The organism is Candidatus Poribacteria bacterium, assembly GCA_028820845.1.
GTDB lineage: Bacteria > Poribacteria > WGA-4E > WGA-4E > WGA-3G > WGA-3G.
The window spans coordinates 60549-77044 of the sequence record JAPPII010000047.1; the positions used below are offsets into that span (position 1 = coordinate 60549).

The window sequence follows — 16496 nt, forward strand, 5'->3', positions numbered from 1 at the left end:
GGATGTGAGTCGTAATATTTTAGCAAAATTGATCAATAAGTGCAAGCATATAATGCGTATAAGAGAAACAAAAACCTTTACAATATTTTTCACTGATGCTACAATAGTGACCAATCGTTCATAGGGTGAGAAACTATCGGCAACGAAGGCAGCAACAGGTGAAAAGATCATTTAAAAGAAAACCCAATATTGTGCTTGTTGGTTTTATGGGCACTGGGAAGACCTCTGTCGGCAGACGGCTGGCTTCGCAGCTTCGGATGCGATATGTCGATACAGACGACATCATTGAGCGGGATACCGGGCGACGCATCACGAACATCTTTGAGGAAGACGGTGAACCGGCTTTTCGAGATCTCGAAAGCGAAGCTGTGTGCAAAGCCTCTAAACTGTACAACCACGTTATCTCTACCGGTGGCGGTGTCGTTTTGAGAGAGACCAACATAGAAGCACTCAAGCAAAATGGGATTATCTTCTGCCTCACAGCGACACCGGAGGAGATATATCGGCGGGTCCGACACCAGACACATCGTCCACTCCTTCAAACGCCTGATGCGCTCGCCAAAATTCGGTCAATGTTGGAAGAAAGAGATCCGTACTATGCAGAAGCCGATTATACAATTAAAACAACAAGACGCTCATTTCGGGAAATCATTGGGTATATAAGACATATCTATACAAAAAGGACGAGGGGACCAAAACGGTGAAAACTCTACGCGTGGAGCTTGGAGATAACAGTTATCCGATCGTTGTCGGAACAGATCTCCTCAATCGAGTTGGGGAACTGTTGACCCCCCATACCAAATCCAATAAGGTCCTCATCGTCTCGGATACCTTTGTTCAGGGATGCCATACACCTATCGTTCAGAAAAGCCTCGAAGCTGCTGGGTTCGATGTCCGCACTATTGCGGTTCCGACTGGCGAAGAGAGCAAATCGTTGGCGCAGTTTTCACGGGTCCAAGATAGTTTGGTTGACCATCAACTTGACAGGGGTTCAACGGTCATTGCACTCGGTGGGGGTGTTATCGGGGATTTAGCAGGCTTTGCGGCAGCGGTGTATATGCGGGGTATCCCTTACGTTCAGATTCCGACGACGCTCCAGGCACAGGTTGATGCCAGTGTCGGTGGGAAGACAGCAATTAATCATCCAAAAGGCAAAAACCTGATTGGGGCGTTTCATCAACCGAAATTGGTACTTATTGACGTAGGAACGCTGGAAACTTTGCCGCAACGGGACATTCGAGCAGGACTTATTGAAGTTATCAAGATGGGCGTTATCCGAGATGAACCGCTGTTTGAGATGGTCGAAGCGAACCTTGACGCTATTTTGAATTTGGAGAGTGCGATACTCAGTGAGATGATTGCGGGTGCGTGTACCAATAAGGCAGAAATTGTCGCGAAAGATGAGAAAGAGAGTGGATTGCGGATGGTGCTTAACTATGGGCATACCTTCGGACACGCGCTTGAAGCCGTGACGCACTATAACCGATACCGACACGGTGAAGCGGTTTCTATCGGTATGAACTGCGCAGCGCAATTAGCTATGAATTTGGGGATGTTCTCTGAAACGAATTTTCAACGGCAACGGACACTTTTAGAACGTGCGAATTTGCCGATTGCTTTTCCGTCGGACATCACCGCAGAGGCACTATGTGAGGCGATGTATTTAGACAAAAAGACATTAGGTGGCAAACTCCGCCTTATTTTACCGACGCGTATTGGAGAAGTTGTTATACGAGATGATATTGACGATCAGGACGTTATAGAGGCTATTTCACAATGGAGCAGGAAATAGCAGTCAGTTATCGGTAACTGTCTGAATCACGGATTACGCGGATTATACGGATTACACAGATTTTAATATCTGGTGTGTTCAGGTGGTTCTGATAGTTACAAGGTTTCCTGGCTGATAGCTGATAACCGCCAGCTACAAACGAGGATACATAAATTTATGAAAAAAACAATTCAATATCTAACTGTCTACTTGGTTTTATGCATAGCGATTAGCAGTGCATTTAGCCAAGGGCTTGCACCACCAGCAAACGTGACGGCGGTGGATACCCCGAACGATGATGGGAGTAGTATCACCGTTAAGTGGGACGCAGCACCGGCGGACAGCGGTATCAGCGGGTACCAAATCCTGCGCCGGATTCCTGGTGGAGGTCTTGAAGAAGTTGGCGAACTGCTACCTGCTGGAACGACAACTTATGCCGATGCCACTATCGAAAAGGGAACTGCTTACGCCTATATTGTGCGTGCAATTAGCCAAACAGAAGCGACGGTGGAATCCGAAGAGACTGCCCCCGTTAGTGGGTCAGGTGAATGGTTTCATACAGGCAAAGTACCGCTTTTGGTTGCTATGCTCCTTTTTTCCGCGGCGATCGTTTGGAATATCTATGATGCGCGAAGCGGAAAAGAGATATTTGTCAGGCGGATTCCTGGATTAGAAGCCGTTGATGAAGCAATTGGTAGAGCGACGGAAATGGGACGTTCGATTCTCTATAGCTTAGGTTTAGGACGCGTAGAGGAAGTGCCGACTATTGCGAGTATGACGATTCTGGGTCAAGTTGCGCGACGCACTGCCGATTATGAAACACCATTGCGTGTCCCGTGTCGAGATCCAATTGTTATGAACGTCGTGCGCGAGGTTGTGCGAAACGCTTATCTTGATGAGGGGCGGCCAGATGTCTATAATGAAGAAAACGTCTTCTTCTTAACTGAGAGCCAATTCGCGTACGCTGCAGGTGTAGACGGCATAATGGTTCGTGAAAAGCCAGCGGCAGTATTTCTACAAGGTCAGTTCTTCGCTGAATCTCTTATCCTCGCCGAAACAGGAAACTCTATTGGCGCCATTCAGATTGCAGGAACAGATTCCGAACACCAACTTCCCTTCTTTATCGCTGCATGTGATTACACCTTAATCGGTGAAGAGTTGTACGCGGCGAGTGCCTACCTGTCAAGAGAACCGATGCTCCTTGGCAGCCTCAGAGGGCAAGACTGGGGAAAACTCTTTATCTTTGGTATTATCGTCCTCGGTGTAGTGCTTGAATTAGCGGGCGTTAATTGGATCACCACACTCCTACAACGGGTGGGTTAGGAGGTTTTATGAAACGACAAGTCCCATTAATCCTTTGCTTTGCTTTTGGGATTGTGATGATCCTCACACAATTCAGTCCGCACTCATTTTCGCAAGGGATTTACGAGGAAGTTATCAGTTGGACATTGATTATTTCTCCTTTTGCGTTGGTATTAGCAACAGCGACCCTGATTCAAACCCACGTCGCGCGCATTCAACGCCGCACAGATCATTGGCGATACAGTTTTGTCGTGTTTGCCGGACTCATCACGATGGTGGTAATAGGGGTTCCATTTGGGCCGCAGCATCCAGCTTTTGAATGGTTTTATACCAATATCCAGGTCCCTATGGACGCGACGATGTTTTCGTTGCTTGCCTTTTTTATAGCCTCAGCGGCCTTCCGCGCCTTCCGCGCCCGAACGTTTGAAGCAAGTCTACTATTAATTACGGCTCTAATTGTCATGATGGGGAACGTGCCTGTTGGAGACCTCATCTGGAATACGGTGCTGGGGTGGCTTCCTATGGAAGACGGTGCTTCAAAAGCACGCCAGTGGATTTTGGACAATCCGAATCTCTCCGCAAGACGCGGGATCATTCTCGGCGTGAGTTTAGGGGTGATTTCGCAATCTATCCGAATCATCTTAGGCATTGAGCGTTCGTACTTAGGGGGAGGGGATTAGATATGGATCGACGCATTGTTTTCATTTTGGTCGCGCTTGCGGTTATCATACCTATGTTGTTACCCGTCAGTCTACCTGTATCGGTATCTGAACCGACGCAGCAGCTTTACGATTATATTGACGCGCTGCCTGCCGAATCAACAATCATGCTTGCGTTTGACTATGGCCCGTCTTCATTGGCGGAACTCAATCCGATGGCAAGAGCAGTGCTGAGACAGTGCTTTGATAAAGACGTTCACGTCATCGGTTTTACACTTGTCGCAGATGGAACAACACTGGCGAGTACACTGATGCGGGAAGTTGCTGAGGAAAAAGGCGCAGTAGACGGTGAGGACTATGTTTTTCTCGGCTTTCGTCCGGGCGGCACACAAGTTATGCTGGGAATGGGCAACAGCATCAGTAGTGTTTTTGAGACCGATTACAGCGGAAATACCACTACTGAAATTCCGATGATGACAGATATTACGAACTATGATGAAATCGCCCTTCTGATTGATCTCGCCTCCGGCAGTACAACAGAAATATGGATCATCTATACAAACGTACGATACGATTTACAGATTGCCGCAGGCGTTACGGGTGTTATCATCTCACAGATGTATCCATACTTACAAACAAGGCAATTGGTCGGTCTAATCCCCGGCATCTTGGGTGCTGCGCAGTATGAGAGATTAATAGATGTGCCGGCAAAAGGGATGCTGTGGATAAATATTGAATCGTTTGTGCATCTGTTGATTGTCATACTGGTAATCATTGGGAATATCATATTCTTCAATCAGCGACGGCGAGAGGAGTAAATTGATGGAACTTTTTGGCATGTGGATTGCTGCGCTTCTGACACTTTGCATCTATAGTTTTCTTTATCAGGACAATCCATTCTACCGGTTTGCAGAACATCTCTTTGTAGGTATATCTGTCGGATATGGTATCGTCCTCTCTATCCATCAAGGCTTGATACCTTTCGCCCTGAAACCGCTTTGGGCAGCACTCACAGGAGAGTCGCTTAGCGGTTTAGTCAAATTAATTCCGATCGGTGTCGGTTTGCTATTTTTTGCTCGGTTGTCGCCTCAGCACACGTGGTTAATCCGTTATCCTATTGCGATTCTCATCGGGTTTGGTGCTGGTATTGCGATCCCGAATGTGCTACGTGCCAACATTTTTGAGCAGACTCGTGGAACGATCGAACCCTTTGCTACTATGCATGCCGGGACCCTTTCGGGTTTGGGTATTTTCGAGGCGATTCTTATGGTTGCTGGGGTGGTTTGTACACTCACCTATTTCTTCTTTTCCGTAGAACACCGAGGGCCTGTTAAATGGCTTTCAAAGGTCGGTATCGCCTTTTTGATGATCGGGTTCGGTTCGGCATTCGGGAACACCGTAATGGGACGTGTTGCGCTGCTCATCCAACGCGTGGATTTTCTGTTAGGCGACTGGCTCAACCTAATTTGACGATCTTGTAGGGTTAGCACCGCTCCGTCTACCCTTCTTTTTCCTAAAATTTCAGGAGAGAAATCACAATGAAAATTGGATATAGCACATGGGGGATGCCCACGGTCCCCATAGACACCGCTGTCTCCCACATCGCGGAACTCGGATACGATGGACTTGAACTCACCATCATCCCACGCTTTACCACTGAACTCAGCACGCTTGATGCTGCGGAACAGAAACGGATTGCGTCTCTGCTACAAGAACACAATTTGGCACTCCCTGCAATCGCAGCCCATTCGAGTTTGCTGGAGACAGATCCAGACAGACATGCGCAAAATATGTGGCGACTCAAAGGTGGGGTTGATTTGGCAGTTGAGCTCGCACAAGGCGACGAATTGCCTGCAGTGAATACAACACCCGGCGGAAAGCCTGAAGAATGGGACACGCAAAAAGATTTTCTCGCGGAACGCGTGGGAGCACTCGTCGATTACGGTGCCTCGCGCGGTGTCACCATCGCTATGGAACCACACGTCGGTGCAATCATCGACACGCCTGCGAAGGTGCTTGAACTGCTAAAAATAGTCAACTCACCCTATCTGAAAGTTAACTTTGACATCAGCCATTTTGATATTATCGGTATGCCGACAGAAGAGACGGTAGCGGCATTAGCCCCAGTATCCATACATACGCACGTCAAGGACCAACGAGGGACCGCCCCGGATCATGAGTTCCTGATTCCCGGTGAAGGTCCATTCGACTACGTTCACTATCTCAAAGAGATGCAGGCACACGGTTATGATGGGTTTATTACGGCTGAAGTGAGTTTTATGGTGCAAGGGCGCGAAAATTACGATCCACTCGCCGCTGCGACACTCTCTTATGAGACACTCTCGCGTGCCTTTACGGAAGCAGGGATTGAAAGAGGTTAGCTATGAAAAGTCCGAATATTCTTCTGCTTATGACCGATCAGCAGCGATGGGATGCGATGGGGTGTAGTGGCGATTGGCTGGAAACTCCGAACTTAGATCGCATCGCAAGTGAAGGGGTACGGTTCACGAACTGTGTCACAACATCGCCGGTCTGTATTCCGACGCGGCTCAGTCTGGCGACAGGTTTGTATCCACACAATACGGGTGTCTGGAATAATATGAACCATCAGATGCCTGCTGAAACGCCGACCTGGATGCAAGCCGTGCGGGATGCGGGGTATCGGACGAGTCTGTTCGGGAAAACGCATCTCCATCCACACAATGGCGACCTGCGAGAGCGTGAAGGGTTAATGAACGCTTACGGGTTGGACGATGTGAACGAGATCGGCGGACCGCGAGCGAGTGCGAATGTCCTGTCCCACATGACAGTGGAATGGGAAACGAAAGGGTTATGGGATGCCTACCGCGCCGATTACCGAGAACGGTTCAGTACGAAGCCATACCTTGTCCGTCCATCTACTTTGGGACTCGAAAATTACGCAGATGTCTATGTCGGACAGCAGGCGAAGCGGTATTTGCAAAACTATAAGCGTGAAGAGCCTTGGTGCTGCTGGGTGAGTTTTGGTGGGCCGCATGAACCGTGGGATACACCCGAACCATACGCCAATATGTATGCCCCAGAAGAAATGCCGCCAGCAATACCACGCCAACCTGCTGGAGACCGTCCGAAGGGCGACTTGGATCGACTCATGGGGCGGGTGAACCCGACGTTTGAACCCGGGGAAATTGGGCGGCTGCGGGCGAATTATGCAGGCAATGTGGCACTCATAGATGCGCAGATTGGTGAGATCCTTGATGCAATTGCGGCGCGCGGTGAACTTGAAAACACAGTTATCGTCCACACCTCCGACCACGGTGAAATGAACGGCGATCATGGACTCATCTATAAAAGCAACTTCCTCAACGGCGCCGTCAGGATACCGTTACTCGTGCGAACGCCGAAGGCATCGGGGTTACAAACCCCTCCTACAAGAGCCATTTCTGAGAGTCCAGTGGAATGGATTGATATAGGTCCGACACTCGTCGAACTGGCAGGCGGCGAACTGGAACACCGTCAATTCGGGAAGTCTTTGTGTCCGGTATTAGCAGACACCGAAGCAACACACCGAGACTTCGCAATCTCTGAGATCCAAGGCGAGATTATGTTGTTGAATCGGGAGTGGAAGGCTGCTCTCAATGCGGATGGCGAAGTCTATCTTCTGTTCAATGTGCAAAACGATCCGGACGAAACAGATAACCTCGCTGGTAAACCTGAAGTAGCGGATATTGAAACGGCATTGCGCCTGCAAATTTTAGAAAGGCTTGTACAGACGCAGCAGGGTGCGATTTGACTTCGCACCCTTTTGCCATTTTCTTGGATGTTGCTAATGTTTGGCATGATATGCACTCGCTGAGGCGTTACAGGTATAATACGAATGCCCCTTGCCACAGACGGCATCATGGTCACCGGCTTTACCCCCGCAACCCGTCCACCCGTGTGCACCACACATCGCTGCATCGTCATCAGCTTCTTCATCAGAGTCATCGTCATCCGAGTCGTCGTCCGCATCGGAGGCATCATCGTCGTCATCCGAGTCTGGATCTGAATCCGCTTGTGGGGGTGGTGGTGGCGGCGGTGGCGGCGATGGCGGAGCAGCTTTATGCTTTGAATGTCTCTCCGCTGCATCCGTATTGCACGTATAATATGCATGCCCCGCAGCGCACGTCGCATCATGATCCCCCGCATCCCCACCGCAATCCGTCCACCCATGCGCCGGACACGTCGGCTGCTTCTCAGGGAACTTGTGCGTATGTCCCTTACACGTCCAATATCCCGAGGTCCGCTCACACGCATCGCCATTCGCATTCGTCGCCGAACACGACGAGACAAACGAATGATCCCCACTCGCAGACTTCGTATGTCCACACTTGCGAACGCCTTCCGAGGAATCGCCACCCTTGTTGTTGGAATCCGAATCGGAGTCCCCATCCTTGTTGGAATTGGTGTTCCCATCCTTGTTCTGATTAGCACCCGATTGGTCCTTGTTGTTATTAGTCTGCTTTGGCGGTGCCTGCGGCGGGGCATCCGAGGCGGTATGTGCTTCATGCGCGGCTTTTGCCGTCAAATTACACGTGTAATACGTGTGACCCGCAGGACACGTCGCCGCATGTGAGACCGTCCCACCGCAACTCGTCCACGCATCCGCACGACAGGCAACCTGCTGGCGGGTAGACCCCTCCGAATCGTCATCTTTGTGCTTCTGCTCCTGAGAACTTGAATCTCCCGGATTCTGCCCCGGCTCCAGCGGGTCTGGGTTCGGAGCAGCATCCGAGGCGGTATGTGCTTCATGTGCGGCTTTCGCCGTCAGATTACACGTATAATACGTGTGACCCGCAAGACACGTCCGTTTATGAGCAGTGCCGGTGCCATCGCAGCCCGTCCACCTCGCAGCAGGACACGGACGCGGCTCCGAAGGATACTTATGCAGATGCGGGGGATCGGCACACAGGATCATCCGCCCCCCACTGACCGTGCACGTCTCCCCCTTGTCATTGCGAGGACACCGCGCCAGACCATGCCCTAAACCCTCATCGCAGAAATAAAACTGTTCGCTACAAAACTCACAAGACACCCGCAGATGAATCCCCTTTGAACCCACAGCATGACCACAGGGCAACGTCTCTGTGGCGGGTGTCTTATCGCAGATACTGACCCCGTGTTTATCCGACTCTGTGCACGACCAGAAGTGCGTTTTACACACACCACACTTCACATAGTGCGGTTGACCGATGTTGGGATCCGAGGGCGTGGACTCCGCTATGTATGCTTCTCCTCACCCTCCGGACAGGGACCCACTATGCGATGATCCGCAGCATGCCGACACGCCGTGACGGTGCCGGCATTCGGGTTTGGACACGTGAAATATAACCCACCTTCGCATGTCTTACCCGTCGAGTGCCGCGTTTCCGCACATACAACACCGTGATCCCGATAGACCTTCTTGTTTATTTTCACAGCTTGTTGTGATATAGGATCGGGCGGTATTATCGTGGTATCATCATAAGGTGGTTGGAGCGATTCCATACACCCACGACACGCTTGCGTCTCTGTAGAGGCTTCCGACTGAGAGGGTGGGTCTATCTCGCGGGTATGATCGGGAAACTTCGAGGCAACATCTATCGGTTCGACTTCCTCGTCATCAAATATAGGTTTCTCACCCTCCGGCAACGCCTTTTCCCACGCCGCCAGTTTCTCGTTGACCCGTTCTGCCTGGGTTTGAACGATCTCTGTCTGCTTGATCACCTCTGTTTCGAGATCGTAAGCCCCTTGCTGGAGCTCCTTCAACGTCGCCTGCAAGCCTTTTTCCTCAATCGCAGTATTAATGGATCTCTGCGACGTTCTTTCCAGCAACGATACCCGCTGCTGTCTTTGCAGCGATCGCCGTCGCCGCAGTTCCAGATAAAATCGCAGCCGCTACGAGAGCGACATTTCCTAATCTCGCAACTTCCGCAGCCGAAAGTTTGCCATCTATCTTCTCAATACTCGATTTTGAAGCGGTTAAATCCGTTTTAATCTTCATCAACTTACGGTCTTTCGTGCCGAGATTCGTCACGGCATCTCGATAGGCTTGCTTTTCAGGGGTTTCTGTGCTCCCACCTTGAGCAAATCCAAGCCGTACAGTGTGCAAGCAAAAGACAAACAACACAAAAGTTGTTAGAAAAATTGGTCTGTTTTTCATCGTTGTCCCTCCTGCAATCGATCCCGCAGTGCCGCAATTTCTTTTGAGATCACCTCCTGCTGTTCAAGAAGTTTAATGGCTTCTGTGTTCAGGGCCCGAGACTGTTTACCTTTTGATCTACTCAACTCCCCGAGTCGCTTATATTCTTCAAAAAGGGGGGCCGCGCGACGTTCCTTTTCTTTTTTAGAGATCCACTTATCCGCACGGATCGCAGACATTTCTGCCAAGATTGCGTCCTGTTTGCGCCCGATTTCATCATTTTCATCTAAGAGTTTGTGTGCCTGAGTAATCTTTGGGTCGCTAACGCGCGTGAGTGCGTTATATTCAACCCTAAGTTGCTGGATTTTCGCCTCAAGTGCTTTGCGTTCTTCAGACGTAAGAGGATCCAGAGCAACACCTTCACGCTGTGAACCCGTTCCCGAGGCACTGGGCGCATCAAGGGGGTCGTTCCGTTCGGATGCTGCTTCCCCGGGCGTAGGGGTTTCCATCCCATTTGCTTCATGTGGTTCTGCATGGAAAGTGCCATCTTCGTGAAAATGCCCATTTTGTGCGATCTCATCAACTTTCGGTGGAACCTCGGTCTTTTCAACTTCTATGGGTTTGTAGACCTTGATAGGGGCTTGATTGGCAACTCGCTGACCATGCCACACACCAATGCCTATTGCAATCAATAACACAATCAAAATCGGTAGCCAAAGCTTCTTGTTCAACATAACTTATCTCCTTTTTGCGTTGAGAAAAATATCCGTTTTGAGTGCTAAGACGACCCGCTCACCTGCTCCTTCAAGTGTTGCCTGTTTTGACTTGACCTCATCAAGGAGGTTCTCAAGGTCCTCTCCCTTTTCCCAAAGTTCTACTTTCTCTGCCGAGATAATCACCTGACTCCCAACAGTAACGGACCCGGCCGAAATTATCACCGCTGTTGCGGTGCCGCCGCTGATATACGTTGCAAACGAAGCACCCGCAATACGAATCAAGTTAATCAACGAGTTTACCGTGGTCTGATCTATACTCGCTTTATTCTCATCAATATCTTCGCGAACTTTTTCGACCTTCCTAACAGCCTCGTTGTGGTTTCCAACAGCGTTTCCCAGACTCTCTTCTGATGTCATATACGTCTGATGCAGTTTGTTTGTGGAGAGTTCCTTGTACTTCTCTATCGGGTCATCGTCTTCGCCTGCTGCTGCCGCAGCGAACAGAAAGGGGCCTGTGAGAAGCAGACACAGCACATAGAACAGACGAACAACGCTCAAATCGTTTCTTTTCATCATCTGCCTCCTTGCGTTTCGACTTCCGCGGCACCCGGCTGTTGCTGTTGGGCGCGGTGAAGCTGACGAATTCGATGACGCTCATCGAAAATAGCACGACGATCCTCGTGTTGTCTACTTAGCTCGTCCACGTGGGTTCTGAAAGCACGAGAATTCTCCAAGTATGCCTTACGTGCGGCTAGGTATGCCTCTCGTTCGGCTTTCGTCTGTCTTGGCATAGCACTAAGTTTAGCCATTTCTGCTTTAAGCGCGTCATGCCATGCGTTCCGCGCAAGGAGCTCTTCGGGAGATTCAGGATCCGGAGGAAGAGGAGGCAGGCGCGGTAGGTCACTAGGGGTGCCCTGCTCCGATGCGGCTTCGGACAGTGCCACCCCAGAGGGATGCGTCTGTTTTTCGGAGAGACCTAAAGGTGTCGGGGCCGCGGTTTCTACATCCGCCGGCAACTCAACGCCACCAGAAACAGCCGCCCCGGCGGGAGCAGGGGTCTCATGGGAGCCGGTGTGCCACTCGTCGCCGTGCCAGTGTCCGCTCTCAGCGGTCTCGCCCGGGGGGGGCGGTTTTGAGGCGTTCAGCCTCTCTTGGGTGCGTTGGAGGTCCCGGTCAGCTTGGCGTTTGACGGTGTTGAGATACAACAGACCACTGGCAACAAAGACCAATACCAACACGAGTGCTGTGAAAATACGATTCTGGGATAACAGTCGATTGAACATGCGTTTATCTCCTTTTTGCGTTGAGAAAAATATCGGTTTTGAGTTTCAAGACGACCTGCTCATCGTCTCTTTCAAGTGTGACCTGTTTTGACTTAACCTCTGTGAGCATCAAACCCGCCATCGAATCCCCGAGAAACATCTCGCGATATTCGCCCGTCACGGTGTTTTTCAACCACGCCGACCCAGCGACAGGATCCGATGGGTAGACACGCGTCCCAAGCAATACAAGGGTAGCCCCTGGCACAGCGTTCGGGTTCAGGACTGTCCCAAGCGGTGCAAACAGGTTATTCTGGATAATCGTTTGGTAGAACTCCGAGTCGATGGACTCCGAGAACGCATCACGCTCAACAAAGACACGGGTTTCGAGAGGTCCAGGGGCTGCCGTGCTGGGCAGCGCGGCAAAACGCTTTGGAGCCTGTGTCGCCTTTTGGGTCTCTGCCTGTAAACAATAAAGCCCGAAAAGACAACAGAGGATGTAGATCAGACACACAAGAAACGTCGCATTCTTGAAAAACATCAGTAGTCTCCTTATCTGTTGTCTGTGTCCTGACAGAGGCTCGGTTGACACAGAGGCGGTGTTTCAGGGTGACAGAAGCCTGAAGTTCTATGACAGGGTAGACTCGGTGCGTCAGTTTTACGGTGTCCGTATCCGAGTGTCATTATGACGAAAAGTAGTGTGATGGGCAGTATCCATTGTTTGAGCGTGTCTCGCATGGGTTGTGACTCCTTATAAATTTCCCCTTGCTTGCGGGGGGATAAAGGGGGGTAATTTGCGAATGTGCGTAAATCCTTATAGGAAAACATGATGACGACACGAGATGGCATAAGAATAGCATGTCTGGGTGTGATCGTCAAGGTGTGAAAGTTGCGTTGCGAAGGTTCAGGTGTATTGGTAAGTTCTGTGATGCAACGCGCAAAGCCCCTACTGAGATACTTTGCGTTCAACAGAGGTATCAGTTGGGTAGAAATAGTCTGTATAGAAATTATATCTGTCTTGTGAGGTAAAACACTTAACGTGAATAAAGTGGGGGGGGGTAGATAGTGATGTTAACCGAAGGAACACACGGTGGCGGCGGAAAGAAGCGACTGTCTACCGAGCAGCACGCGCCCAGCAACCGCACACCTAACGTCTCTATTTTCGATATTTTATGACTGAGCCATCGGTTCTTCATCTGTTATTTCCCTGTGTGAATGTGAAATGCACAGCGACACTTTTTGGGAGTGCCGCCTTCCTAAAATGTAATTATAGCCTAAATCTCAAAAAATGTCAAATGTTTTTTTATGAACATTCGATCTGCTTTATGAGATTAGACATTATAGATAGCATTATACGTACGACTCAGGATCATTTAGTTTTCCAGCAATTTTCACCTGGATGCCCGAACTTGTTCGGGCATCCTTGGATAAATTACTTGACAATTGAATGTCTCTGACGATTACGCCCTCCCATAAACAGGGATAGCAGCACCATTGATAACCGCTGCATCGTCAGAAGTGAGGAAACATATAACTTTAGCAACATCGGCAGGAGCCACCCATCGGTCGTGTTCTTCGTCCGGCATAGCCTCCCGATTCATCGGTGTGTCCATGATACTCGGCATAATGGCGTTGACGTTGACTCCTGCATCCATTACTTCGGCAGCCAGTGATTCCGTCAAGGTGCGGACACCGCCTTTGGAGACACAATAGGCACTTAAACCGGCTTCGCCTTTTAACCCGGCGCGTGCAGAGACGTTAACGATCTTTCCATATCCTTGGGCAACCATGTCTGGAATCGCTGCTTTACAACAGAGGAAAACGGATTTGAGATTGAGATTCATCATGAAATCCCATTTCTCCTCTTCAAGTTCGGCTGTCGGGATACCGCCGACAAACCCACCCACGATATTTACCAAGACATCCAGCGAACCCAATTGGGATACGAATGCCTCAATGGTTTTCTGAACTTCGGCTTCTTCCGTAACGTTTGCGTATAGGAACGTAACGTCTTCGCTGAGCTCAGGGTTGAACTCTTTGAAACGCTCAACTTCGTTCTCAAAGAGGTACGTAACAGCAATGTTGTCGCCTTGAGCGAGATAGGCTTTAGTGACAGCACTGCCTAATATACCGGTGCCGCCGGTAATGAGGACGTTTCGGTTCTGTTTTGTCATAATTTTCTCCATTCCATTCAACTGGGGATAAAAGTGCACAATAAGTAGTAAAAGGCTTGTATTCATTAACCCAATCGCATTAGGCATCAACAAACCCTCCATCTATTAAGGCTTGCCGAATATGATACATGGATATGTGTCTACAGTTATGGACAGCAAGATTGGAATAATGACACCAATCTGTATTGTTTAACAAATGTTTGATTTTATTGCGTTCTTTTTTTATAAGGATTCCATAGCCACAGCCATATCGTACTTCTGAGAAGTCTTTAACAAGTCGTGGAGGTTCATTGTAGAATGTTCTTTGGAGAAAATAATCTGCTTCTTCCATGCGATTTTGTCCACATAAGCGTTCCTTACGAGTATCTATAGTAAACAAATCTATCCAATCATTACACGTCTGAGCGGCTTGCATACGATTTACACCCCGTCTCCATACTTGCCAGAGCGTATTAAGTTTAACCGCGTTTCCATTCATATCTACGAAAGCATTAGACGGTAACTGTTTAGACAAAATTAGTTCTGCGCCTCTGACTCTGTACTTTGGACTGCCTTTCCCGTCGCTTTGGAATGCCATAGGCAATATAAAACCTATGTAGTCAGCAAAAATTGCTGAATGATTTAGAAAAGCAAGTGCCAGCCATGCCCGATAACCGAATGGCGGGTTCCCCATAACAGCATATTGATTTTCGCTATGTGGGGGTGTCCAAGTCAAATAATCTTCGCCTATAAACTCTGGGCGGGTTGGTAGTATATCAATACCAGTTCGACTATTTTCTGGCATTAGATTATAGAATACACCCGTTCCAGCACTTGGTTCAATAAAATGATAGTTTTTCAGGTTGACAGCATCCTTTTGCATTGTAGCATATAGGTTCTCACTACATTCGTGTGCTATATCAGGATGTGTGTAAAAACAATCCAATCCTACCTCTTCTTGATTCACCCATGTTGGGATTAACCCGCATTTTTGCCAGGACTGGTTACGAATTGCTTTTGCCTGTTCAATCGTTCTTATGGGAAGCATTCTCTGATAAACGTCCATGGCAGGTCATTATCCTTTCAACTGAAGTGCCAATTTACCGAGATTCAAAATGTGAAACACACCACTTATATTTTAGTATAACATATATGATAACATTTTACGAATATTCTTTAGATGGCCCTAGTAGTCTGTCAACTTTCAAATGATGGGAAACCCCAGTTCGTAGTAGTGCGATTTATCGCACGTCAGAAACGGGCAATGAATTGCCCTACTACGAACGACCTGTCAGTTTAGATGTGACAGACTACTAGGGTCATTTAGTTTTAAGGGATAAGTTTATCTATGTGAAGGGTTTTGTTTCTGGAAGCCCGAATTTATTCGGGGTAGCACACTTTTCCCGAACAAGAATGTAATACAAGGAATGGATTTAGTCTATTCCCAGACTAAATCCGGGCATCCAAAGGGAAATTTTTGGAAAACTAAATGCCTCTGTAGATGGCCCCAATGCCGGGGCGTTCTGGCAATATAAGTTTACCTTTATCAAGCGTTCCACCCGTATACGGATCGTTCACAATAAGCAGATTGCCATCCAGATCAGCATAATCTACAAGTGGCGTTAGGTGCGCAGCGGCAGTGATGCCGAGCGAACTCTCTATCATACAACCCATCATGATACGCAAGCCGTGTGTGCGGGCAACCTGTATCATTCGGTGTGCCTCAAGCAATCCACCACATTTGACAAGTTTGATGTTGATGCCGTCAACACATTCAGCAAGCATCGGAATATCACTTGCACGTTTGACGCTTTCATCGGCGATAATTGGTAACTCGGAGTGCTGGCGGACAAACTTGAGTCCAGCCAAATCATTCGGTTGGGTCGGTTGCTCAATCAATTCCACACCGTATCGCGCAAGTTCGCGAATTTTGCGAACCGCCTCTTTCGGTGTCCATGCTGTATTTGCGTCAACATAGATGGGTTTGTCCGTTACGTCACGGAGTGCGTGAATTATCTCAATATCGCGAGGTGTGCCGAGCTTGACTTTCAGGATCGGATACATTTCAGCCTGTTTCGCTTTCTCCGCCATTATTTTCGGTTCATCAAGTCCGATTGTAAACGATGTGTGGGGCGTTTTATGTGGATTGAGACCCCAGAGCTGATAGAGCGGGACCCCGAGTTTTTTAGCGAGTCGATCGTGGAGTGCCATATCAATAGCAGATTTTGCCGCATAATTACCGCCGAGTGTCGCCTCAACAGTCGCCATTACATCATGAATCGCATCAAGATCGTCGGGGAGTTCTGGTCCGATAATCTCCAACGCTACACGAGCCGTCTGAACAGTTTCACCGTAAAACCGCGCCGGTGCCGTTTCACCAATGCCGCCATCAATTTCTACAGAAATGACCTGTCGGTATGCGTCTGTCGCACGGCGAGCAATCTTGAATGGATGTTGGAGCTGCAAATCTGTGATTTGAGAGATAACACGCTGCATA

19 protein-coding genes are annotated in these 16496 nt (G+C 49.1%); 8 read left to right on the top strand and 11 right to left on the bottom strand.

What is annotated here, in order from left to right; all coding sequences use genetic code 11:
- Positions 1–158: 158 nt before the first annotated feature.
- The 8 genes from OXN25_10785 to OXN25_10820 all read left to right on the top strand — a co-directional run bounded on the left by OXN25_10785 (position 159) and on the right by OXN25_10820 (position 7504).
- A complete protein-coding gene (locus tag OXN25_10785; protein ID MDE0425346.1) occupies positions 159–704 on the top strand; it encodes a shikimate kinase in 546 nt (181 codons plus the stop codon).
- Positions 701–1792 carry a 3-dehydroquinate synthase gene (aroB, locus tag OXN25_10790; protein MDE0425347.1) on the top strand — a complete coding sequence of 364 codons (1092 nt, stop codon included), beginning with the start codon at positions 701–703 and terminating at the stop codon, positions 1790–1792. The genes OXN25_10785 and aroB overlap by 4 nt, the downstream gene beginning before the upstream one ends.
- A gap of 156 nt (positions 1793–1948) precedes the next feature.
- Positions 1949–3094, top strand: coding sequence for a fibronectin type III domain-containing protein (locus OXN25_10795; GenBank protein ID MDE0425348.1), 1146 nt, complete (start codon positions 1949–1951; stop codon positions 3092–3094).
- A gap of 8 nt (positions 3095–3102) precedes the next feature.
- Complete coding sequence (locus OXN25_10800) at positions 3103–3753, top strand: hypothetical protein (GenBank protein MDE0425349.1); 651 nt, start codon at positions 3103–3105, stop codon at positions 3751–3753.
- A 2-nt stretch (positions 3754–3755) separates the two neighbouring features.
- Positions 3756–4550, top strand: coding sequence for a hypothetical protein (locus tag OXN25_10805; GenBank protein MDE0425350.1), 795 nt, complete (start codon positions 3756–3758; stop codon positions 4548–4550).
- A 4-nt stretch (positions 4551–4554) separates the two neighbouring features.
- On the top strand, positions 4555–5202 hold the full coding sequence (locus OXN25_10810) for a hypothetical protein (protein MDE0425351.1): 648 nt from the start codon (positions 4555–4557) through the stop codon (positions 5200–5202).
- Positions 5203–5270: 68 nt separating this feature from the next.
- Positions 5271–6113 (top strand): sugar phosphate isomerase/epimerase, encoded by an 843-nt coding sequence (locus OXN25_10815; protein ID MDE0425352.1) that lies wholly within the window; start codon positions 5271–5273, stop codon positions 6111–6113.
- Positions 6114–6115: 2 nt separating this feature from the next.
- Positions 6116–7504 carry a sulfatase-like hydrolase/transferase gene (locus OXN25_10820; protein MDE0425353.1) on the top strand — a complete coding sequence of 463 codons (1389 nt, stop codon included), beginning with the start codon at positions 6116–6118 and terminating at the stop codon, positions 7502–7504.
- Between the two features lie 33 nt (positions 7505–7537).
- On the opposite strand, the gene OXN25_10825 is transcribed toward OXN25_10820, so the two are convergent.
- The 11 genes from OXN25_10825 to OXN25_10875 form a co-directional block, all read right to left on the bottom strand.
- Entirely contained in the window at positions 7538–8914 is a 1377-nt protein-coding gene (locus tag OXN25_10825; GenBank protein MDE0425354.1) for a hypothetical protein, read from the bottom strand.
- Positions 8915–8970: 56 nt separating this feature from the next.
- Entirely contained in the window at positions 8971–9564 is a 594-nt protein-coding gene (locus OXN25_10830) for a hypothetical protein (protein MDE0425355.1), read from the bottom strand.
- Positions 9533–9892 carry a hypothetical protein gene (locus OXN25_10835; protein ID MDE0425356.1) on the bottom strand — a complete coding sequence of 120 codons (360 nt, stop codon included), beginning with the start codon at positions 9890–9892 and terminating at the stop codon, positions 9533–9535. Before OXN25_10835 ends, OXN25_10830 begins: the two co-directional genes overlap by 32 nt.
- A complete protein-coding gene (locus tag OXN25_10840) occupies positions 9889–10605 on the bottom strand; it encodes a hypothetical protein (protein MDE0425357.1) in 717 nt (238 codons plus the stop codon). Before OXN25_10840 ends, OXN25_10835 begins: the two co-directional genes overlap by 4 nt.
- Before the next feature lie 3 nt (positions 10606–10608).
- Positions 10609–11163 carry a hypothetical protein gene (locus OXN25_10845; protein MDE0425358.1) on the bottom strand — a complete coding sequence of 185 codons (555 nt, stop codon included), beginning with the start codon at positions 11161–11163 and terminating at the stop codon, positions 10609–10611.
- Complete coding sequence (locus OXN25_10850; GenBank protein ID MDE0425359.1) at positions 11160–11870, bottom strand: hypothetical protein; 711 nt, start codon at positions 11868–11870, stop codon at positions 11160–11162. The genes OXN25_10845 and OXN25_10850 overlap by 4 nt, the downstream gene beginning before the upstream one ends.
- A 4-nt stretch (positions 11871–11874) precedes the next feature.
- Complete coding sequence (locus tag OXN25_10855) at positions 11875–12387, bottom strand: hypothetical protein (protein MDE0425360.1); 513 nt, start codon at positions 12385–12387, stop codon at positions 11875–11877.
- A gap of 11 nt (positions 12388–12398) precedes the next feature.
- On the bottom strand, positions 12399–12584 hold the full coding sequence (locus OXN25_10860) for a hypothetical protein (GenBank protein ID MDE0425361.1): 186 nt from the start codon (positions 12582–12584) through the stop codon (positions 12399–12401).
- A 722-nt stretch (positions 12585–13306) separates the two neighbouring features.
- Entirely contained in the window at positions 13307–14020 is a 714-nt protein-coding gene (locus tag OXN25_10865) for an SDR family NAD(P)-dependent oxidoreductase (GenBank protein MDE0425362.1), read from the bottom strand.
- Positions 14021–14099: 79 nt separating this feature from the next.
- A complete protein-coding gene (locus tag OXN25_10870; GenBank protein ID MDE0425363.1) occupies positions 14100–15065 on the bottom strand; it encodes a hypothetical protein in 966 nt (321 codons plus the stop codon).
- A 419-nt stretch (positions 15066–15484) separates the two neighbouring features.
- Positions 15485–16495 (bottom strand): dipeptide epimerase, encoded by a 1011-nt coding sequence (locus tag OXN25_10875; GenBank protein ID MDE0425364.1) that lies wholly within the window; start codon positions 16493–16495, stop codon positions 15485–15487.
- Position 16496 lies beyond the last annotated feature (1 nt).